At 49.8% G+C, this 6435-nt stretch carries 7 protein-coding genes and 1 pseudogene; 4 read left to right on the top strand and 4 right to left on the bottom strand.

Translation table 11 applies throughout. The features are described from left to right. Both IGW03_RS27620 and IGW03_RS27615 read left to right on the top strand, forming a co-directional pair. Positions 1-117 (top strand): annotated as a pseudogene (locus IGW03_RS27620) (IS5/IS1182 family transposase); the annotation flags it as partial. An 801-nt stretch (positions 118-918) separates the two neighbouring features. After that, on the top strand, positions 919-1212 hold the full coding sequence (locus IGW03_RS27615; protein WP_194725736.1) for a hypothetical protein: 294 nt from the start codon (positions 919-921) through the stop codon (positions 1210-1212). Positions 1213-1778: 566 nt separating this feature from the next. On the opposite strand, the gene IGW03_RS27610 is transcribed toward IGW03_RS27615, so the two are convergent. Continuing rightward, positions 1779-2504, bottom strand: a complete 726-nt coding sequence (locus IGW03_RS27610) for a Crp/Fnr family transcriptional regulator (RefSeq protein WP_194725735.1) — start codon at positions 2502-2504, stop codon at positions 1779-1781. 407 nt (positions 2505-2911) lie between these two features. Between IGW03_RS27610 and IGW03_RS27605 the strand changes: the two genes are divergently transcribed. Continuing rightward, a complete protein-coding gene (locus IGW03_RS27605; protein WP_194725734.1) occupies positions 2912-3556 on the top strand; it encodes a Rossmann-fold NAD(P)-binding domain-containing protein in 645 nt (214 codons plus the stop codon). 14 nt (positions 3557-3570) lie between these two features. Here the strand turns inward: IGW03_RS27605 and IGW03_RS27600 are convergent, their stop codons facing one another. Both IGW03_RS27600 and IGW03_RS27595 read right to left on the bottom strand, forming a co-directional pair. Further along, positions 3571-3822, bottom strand: coding sequence for a hypothetical protein (locus tag IGW03_RS27600; protein WP_194725733.1), 252 nt, complete (start codon positions 3820-3822; stop codon positions 3571-3573). 110 nt (positions 3823-3932) lie between these two features. Then, positions 3933-4376: a hypothetical protein gene (locus IGW03_RS27595; RefSeq protein WP_194725732.1), complete on the bottom strand. Its 444-nt coding sequence runs from the start codon at positions 4374-4376 to the stop codon at positions 3933-3935. A gap of 575 nt (positions 4377-4951) precedes the next feature. Between IGW03_RS27595 and IGW03_RS39090 the strand changes: the two genes are divergently transcribed. Beyond that, the gene (locus IGW03_RS39090; protein ID WP_194725731.1) at positions 4952-5107 is read left to right on the top strand and encodes a DUF4113 domain-containing protein; all 156 of its coding nucleotides are present in this window, start codon (positions 4952-4954) and stop codon (positions 5105-5107) included. A 692-nt stretch (positions 5108-5799) separates the two neighbouring features. On the opposite strand, the gene IGW03_RS27580 is transcribed toward IGW03_RS39090, so the two are convergent. Next, complete coding sequence (locus IGW03_RS27580; RefSeq protein ID WP_194725729.1) at positions 5800-6435, bottom strand: hypothetical protein; 636 nt, start codon at positions 6433-6435, stop codon at positions 5800-5802.

Here is a 6435-nt window from a genome sequence, read left to right as displayed (position 1 = left end):
TTCCGAAGATTGGCACGCGATTATGAACGCATGGCACAGACATTGGCGGGGCTTCACTATGTCGCCTTCGTCTGTCTCATGCTTAGCAAAACCATGTCCATCTTCTTTAGTTCATAACAGGCTCTAGGAAAAATTCCTCCCTGCATTCACGAGATTGCTAAGGTGTGTGAAATATCATTTTTTTGCTTTTATGTGTTTGCTATGTGACTGAATGCCGCATCGGTAAAGAGGATAATTTGTCTTTTAGTTATCTAAGGTGCAACATTATGTCGGAGTCACGGAAGACTAATGAGCATCCATGGTTCATAGGTCCGTTCGCGATGTATGCGCGTAGTTTCGAGGATGCGAAAAAGGTATATGAGCACATCAAAGATGAGGATGCATTTGTAGAGCCCTTCGGTACTGTTTCTTTGACGTCGGGCGAAGAAATCGACTGGATAAATATAGGCTACATACGCTCGGGTATTGCTTGCCCAAGCCGCTTGTACTGAATTTTAGTTCGACTGCCAGCCATGCCATGATTTATTAGATAGGGCACTCCTCCCTGCAATCATGGTTGCCCGCTTCCGTAAAGGAGGCGGGCTTTTTAACAAGTCTGGCTGTAGCACGGTATTAATTGAATCGTCACTAATCCAATGTAAGCACTATGCGTATAACGGACAGTATGATTGATGCAGCGTTACGAAAGGCTACTGAGGCGGGATTGCTTCCACGGCGCTGCACTGATTATGAGAGAGAAGTCAACCGCGACCTCTTGAGAATTGTGATTGAAGCTGCACTACAGTCATCAAGTAGGAATCAGTTTGCTGCAATAGCCTATCGACAGGTAGGTCTTGAAGATAAGGGTTTCTCTGAAACGGCATAAAACTTAGAAGGGCCAGAAAGTATGCAGCCGCACTCCAACAACAGGAGAACGACATGGATAGAACTAAGGCAGTACGACCTACTTCAGACGGCGTAGCCTTCATAGTCAAAGCCGGCGAATCGGTAAGAGATTGCTTCATGTCGCGAGAAGCAATTAACACGCTTTCAAGGCTAAAAAATATTGATGGTTCAGACGCAGAGCCAATAGAACTTTTTACTGTACTGGAGCCATTCGTTCGCCCTTTGGCGCAATCTCGTTGTATTAGGACAGGGACCGATTCTCCCATTCACATTACTCCAGAAGACATAAGTTCCGCTTTTGAAATGATGCCTTCCCAGGTGACATAAAGGTATGAACATTTAGCTGCCAGCGTACCTTTCGAAGGCAAAGGTAACGCACCCAAAATCACTGGTGACTAAGCTTGACGGCTCGAATGAACGATTCAGCCCCATCAGCAAGAAGGAGAAAGCATTGGGCTGCTTAGGGCTAAAACATGCAACCTTGTTAAAACTGTGTTTTGGCTGGTCGCAAGCAGGTGCTCATCCTACAGCGCCGTCTGGGTCCGTAGTGACCATGTGCTCATACTCTTTCAGGAGCCTAATGTCGCCAATCATATCCAACACCTGGAGAAGTGATTCAACTATGCCGACCAGAACGCCTTGTCGGTAAAGATGGAAAGGTGGGTACTCTTTTCCCTCTTCGATGACCTCATCCTCGGGCAATGAAATATCCCATTCAGGCGCTTCACTCCGTAGCCAGTAGCGGAATGCTTGCAGATGGCTGAGTGCTACGGGTGACAGAAATTGAGGCACGGGCAAGCCCTTCGCCGAAACCAGTTAGTGGCCTTACTGTATCGGAAGTTCATAGTGTCGAGTGCGCTGCTGCTCAAGTCAGCTGGCAACAGCTTGCATCTCTAGCCGTAAGGAATGTTTAGTACGCGTTTGAACTGTGCTTGAACACAGGCATAGCATTCGCAGGAAATAGCTTCCAGCCTACCGCGGTCCAGTATTTTCATCTGGCCGCGTGTGTACTGGATAAGACCATCGTTCTGGAACACCGCTGCCACTATACTGACACTGGGGCGATGTACGCCCAGCATGTCGGCCAGAAACTCCTGGGTCAGAACAAAGTCACGTCCCTGCACTCGGTCATGTGTTGCTAGCAACCAGCGTGCAAGACGGGCTTCCAGAGAATGCTTGCGATTGCATGCTGCTGTTTGGGACACATGTGCCAGGTAGCCCTGCATATAACACTCGCTGACATGGCGTAGGGGTGTATTGCCATCAATAGCTTGCAGGTAGTCCTGCGCTGTCATTCGCAGACTATGGCCTTCTATCTGGCACACCGAGGTTTCCGTGGCAGCCGAGGCCCGAGCAAGCAGCTCCACGGCATTAAATCCCTCATTGCCAACAGTGCCAACTTCTACAGCGGAACCGTCTTCGAAATACACCATGTTGGAGAGGGTGGCATTGCAGGGAAAGTAGACATGAGAAATGGGATGATTGCGCTGATGCAGCACTTGTTTGAGGCGGGTTTCAACGCGGTCGAGCTTGATGCAAAGCGGTTCAAATTGCTCATCGGAGAGACGAGCGAGCATATGGTTGCCGCATAGGCGCGCCTCGGCGAGGGTAACGGACATGGTGCTTCCTTGCATGGTATGGCAACGACAATCAGAAACAAGCGGAGGCCAAAGGAGAGGCCGGCGAGAATTTCAACCAGGAGCAGGTCTTAACAGGAAGGAAAGCAGAGTTAGATGTCTGCGTTGGGTACTGGGAAGGAACAAGCAACATCGTCAGCGATGGTGCACTGCACTGCTACATACGTGATACGACAGATAAGCGGCGAATATGTTCAATGATAAAGAAGACGGTTTTCATATGTCGTCTTCCGGTTAAGCAGGGGTACCAATTCTGACTGCTGTGCGGTAGCGCCGCGTTTGGTCCGTTCCGCTAGGCCAATATAAGATGGAGAGCGTCATCTATCGAACATATAAAGGGCGCTATAGCGAAACCGAAGATTTGCATACTGTTCGGACAGAGAATATTCATGATAACTCGAAGCGTTGTGCTGGCCGGAGCAACCGGCCTTGTAGGCAGGGAGATATTGAGCGGGCTGTTGGCCGATGCCTCGATAGGAACCGTCCATGCACTCGTGAGACGCCCATTAGAGCTTCAGCATCCAAAGCTTACTACGCATGTAGTGAGCTTCTCTGCGCTGCCACGGCTCCCCGCGGTCGACGAGGCCTATCTGGCCCTTGGTACCACCATCAAGGTGGCTGGTAGCCAGGCGGCATTCCGGGCTGTGGACTTTGATGCCAACCTGGCCGTTGCCCAAGCCGCATGGGAAGCAGGGGCAAGGTGCGTCGGATTGGTGAGCGCCATGGGTGCCAATACGCACTCAAGCATCTTCTACAACCGCGTAAAGGAAGAGCTCGAGGAAGCGTTGAAGCTTCTTCGCTTTGACGCCCTGGTGATAGCTCGGCCCTCGCTCTTGACTGGCAAGAGGGAGGCCCTGGGCCAACCACCGCGAGCGGGGGAGAAACTGGGCATGGTTGCTGGCAGCTTGCTAAGGCCGTTTATTCCAGTGAACTATCGGCCGATTGCAGCAACCGACGTTGCCCGCGCAATTCTTAAGCGTGTGCCAACCGCCCAAGGCGTCGAAGTTTTACTTTCGGGCGCTATGCAGCGCTGAAGTTAGCATCTAAATCAATCGGCATCGTCCTGCAAGCAGAGCGGACTGCCGACCGTGAGCGTTTCTCTTGCGTCCTTTTCCTGCGCGGATAAAGTACGCATCAGTCCACTGTTGAATTTGACAGTCACCGCATCGCTTTCGACCGAAGTTACATCAGCCAAGAACGCGCCGTTACAGGCATCGACGTTATCTTTGTATTTTGACTCTGCAAAAGTCATGGTTGTAAAGCAGGTGAAGGCTAGACCTACAACAAGCTGGTTTTTCACGGTAAGTACTCCGAAAGGATAATTTTTCGATTTCAGTGGTGCGGTACCTTGTCCCGAACGACTGCGGTTGAATTCACATCGCTATTGCAAGCCAAGACCCAAAGAAGATTTCATAAGGACCGCCTGAATTCACGGTCAGCGAGCATTCCGAGAAACGTGGGAAGGGACTTGACCGCTTCTGTGGGTGAAATTTCCGGCATCCTTACCAAGGCGTGTTGGCCAATGTTGACTTTCGCAATTCGGACGACAGGGACCTGCATAGAGATAGGTATCGGATACTGCGTTACCTCGACATCCAAAATTCGGTGGTCCGAGAGGCCTAAGCAAAGTTGTCTGTAAGCTGCGAGGGTCCGCCATTCTTTCGCACATGCCGCTTTGTTCGCTTCCGTATTGGCATCTTTGATATTCAGGACTTTCACCATCCTGACTTGCCTGCCGTCGAAGACGTACGGGAAGTCGCTCTTACTTAGGCGCGCGTTATACAAGCGATATTGACTATCGACGAAGGTTGCATTCGCCGTGGCAATTGCCGAGATGACCAGTGCGACGGACATCGAAAGAATGCTATGTATTTTCATCCGCTTATCTGGGCCAATACCATAGTGAGTTATATGAAGCAAAGTCAGTAATTAGCGTATTACGGCTTCCGACTTTTCCCATACCATGGCTGTGGCACAAAGGTGACCCGATAGGAAGATAAGGGAAGCCACCAGCGGCGCATTTGCTTTGGCTGGTCTTTTGCAATCAATTTGCTGTGGTGCAATATTAACTTATAGTCGTTATTGTTCGAATACCACGATTATGGTATTGGTCGCTTTTTTGCTACAAACCGTCCCTTGAACGAATGCGTATTTGGATAAGCTGGAGGGGCTGCAGATTTTTTGTGATGACAGATTGGTTTCGAACTGAAGGTCAAAGTACTCCAAGGGCAATGTCATCGCTTCGTCCAATCACCGAGTAACCCCGCGACTTCTTCGAGGCACCCTTATTTGGGCTCAGGGCTATGTATCGCCGCGGCTACTTGTACAAGAAGACCGGGACGATGTTGCGGGATTGGGCTCCTGCTGGTCACGGGTAGGCGTCGCTGTTTGACCCGCTGGAAGAGCAGCGGAAGTATTCAGATACGCCGATGGCTACGCTTGACGGCTTGAACAAGCGGTTTGGCTGTGACACTTTATGTGTGGCAGTATCCGGAACGACAAGGCAGTGGGCGGCGAAAGCTGAAAACAAGACGCCTTCCTACACGACCAGGTGGAGCGAGTTACCGCGGGCGTTTGCGCGATGACTATAGGCTTGTTCTGTCATGCTGCAGGGTCGTCGAAGTCTACGGCGGACATTCGCTCATACCTTTTCAGGAGCTCGCTGTCACCATTCAACTCCAACGCCTGGACTGGTGATTCGACCACGCCGACCGAGACACCTTCTCGGTAAAGATGGAAAGGAGGATACTCCTTTCCATCTTCGATGATTTCATCCCACTTGGGCAATGAAATATCCCATTTCGGCGCTTCGTCGCGTGGCCAATAGCAGAATGCTTTCAGAGAACTGATTGTAACGGGTGACACAAACTAACCATGGTGAGGCTACGCTTGAAAGCGGTTAGTGGCCTTGTTGCTCCTAAAGTTTGTAGCAACGGCTACGCTGTTGCCCAAGTCAGAAGGCGCGGCCTGCACATTTGGTGTTAGACAATGCTGAGCATACGCTTGAACAGGATTTGAATACCGACAGAGCATTCGCAGGAGACTAGTTCGAGCTTGCCAAGGCGGGTCTTCACCTGAGCAGGCGTTTCAGACATTCAGCATCTAAAGCTCACTGTACACGTAGTGAACTTTACTGCAATGCTAAAATTCTCTGCGGTTGACGAGACCTATCTGACCCTTGGCGCCACCATAAAAGTGGCCGGTAGTCAGGCGGCCTTTCGGGCAATGGACTTTGACGCTAACTTAGACGTCGGTCGGGCCGCAAAGGACGCTAGAATCAAAGTTTTCCAACAACCGTAAGTGCTCGTAACCGGTCCTCATATGTATCTGCTTTCATGATTTTTCCATCAACACCGATACGTGATTCGTAATAGCGAATCTTCAAGAGCATATTTGCGCTGTCACTATCTAGCTGAGTAATCAGCCCCTTTAATTGCAATTTTTCACGTCGCAAACTCTTGACGGTCTCTGTCCTTGTATGCTTTGTATCCATTGGTTCGATTTTTTGCGTTGGCTTAGGTGTGTCTGAAGTAGGTTGCTTCACGCTGATAGAGTGGATATTCAAATATTTCTGAAGTCTTGACCGAATAATCTGATTTGTCGATTTTCGACCTTTAAGTTGGGCTTGGAGGTTAGTAATATCTGATTGGAGGTCAACGATTGTTGTGTCAGCGGCACGTTTTCCATCTATTTTTCCTAAAATAGCATTATAAACGTCTGAATACTTGCACCTTGGATAGCCAATAAGGGTGCGTGAGCAGGATGCTTCAAGAGATACTGCTGAGACACTAAGTTTAAGTTTTCCAGCCGCAGCCTTCTTCTGATTCTCGGGATGCGTAGGACAACCATTCTCAATACGGTCGTAGGCATCCCATATTTCACGGTGTTTTTCATTAAGGACTTTTCTTATCAT

This window comes from Noviherbaspirillum malthae (assembly GCF_015352985.1).
GTDB lineage: Bacteria > Pseudomonadota > Gammaproteobacteria > Burkholderiales > Burkholderiaceae_D > Noviherbaspirillum > Noviherbaspirillum malthae.
The sequence above is the reverse complement of the archived record's forward strand: the minus strand, read 5'-3'. Positions and strand labels throughout refer to the sequence as shown.

Excerpts from the sequence above, each read along its gene's own strand:
- IGW03_RS27595 (WP_194725732.1), bottom strand. The coding sequence starts at position 4,376 with ATGTCCGTCGCACTGGTCATCTCGGCAATTGCCACGGCGAATGCAACC.
- IGW03_RS27580 (WP_194725729.1), bottom strand. The coding sequence starts at position 6,435 with ATGATAAGAAAAGTCCTTAATGAAAAACACCGTGAAATATGGGATGCC.
- IGW03_RS27610 (WP_194725735.1), bottom strand. The coding sequence starts at position 2,504 with ATGTCCGTTACCCTCGCCGAGGCGCGCCTATGCGGCAACCATATGCTC.
- IGW03_RS27605 (WP_194725734.1), top strand. The coding sequence starts at position 2,912 with ATGATAACTCGAAGCGTTGTGCTGGCCGGAGCAACCGGCCTTGTAGGC.
- IGW03_RS27615 (WP_194725736.1), top strand. The coding sequence starts at position 919 with ATGGATAGAACTAAGGCAGTACGACCTACTTCAGACGGCGTAGCCTTC.
- IGW03_RS39090 (WP_194725731.1), top strand. The coding sequence starts at position 4,952 with ATGGCTACGCTTGACGGCTTGAACAAGCGGTTTGGCTGTGACACTTTA.